1 protein-coding gene is annotated in these 358 nt (G+C 56.1%); it reads right to left on the reverse strand.

The features are described from left to right. Positions 1-111: 111 nt before the first annotated feature. The coding region (locus AC1RPJ_RS07985; RefSeq protein ID WP_481762876.1) for a hypothetical protein at positions 112-358 on the reverse strand (247 nt) is incomplete at its 5' end.

Genomic DNA, 358 nt, shown 5'->3' on the forward strand with positions numbered 1-358 from the left:
TCCTTTAGGTGTCTAGTTGCTGGTTCGTCGTGAGCCAGTGACGTAACTATAACACGATAAAATGACGATGCGCAATACCCCTACACTATGCAAGGGTATTGCACGCGCCTTTTACTCGGGATCGCGCTGAGCGTCGCGCAGCAGTGTATCCGCTGCCGACGGGGGCTCGCGGTTGTCGCCCATGTTCACGTTATACCCGCGATTTTCCCAGCGCGTTACGGTCAGTTCATAACCGTCCGACGCGGGAAATGCGTTGCTGAGAACAGGGTACACGCTTTGCAGGTCGTGCATGCTGGTAATGCTGCGCGGGGCCGTCGCGAAAAAGTGCTTGCCGTCGCGGCTCACATTGATTTCGTAG

The sequence above is a fragment of the Dellaglioa sp. CoH-57-MRSF-17 genome (assembly GCF_056782015.1).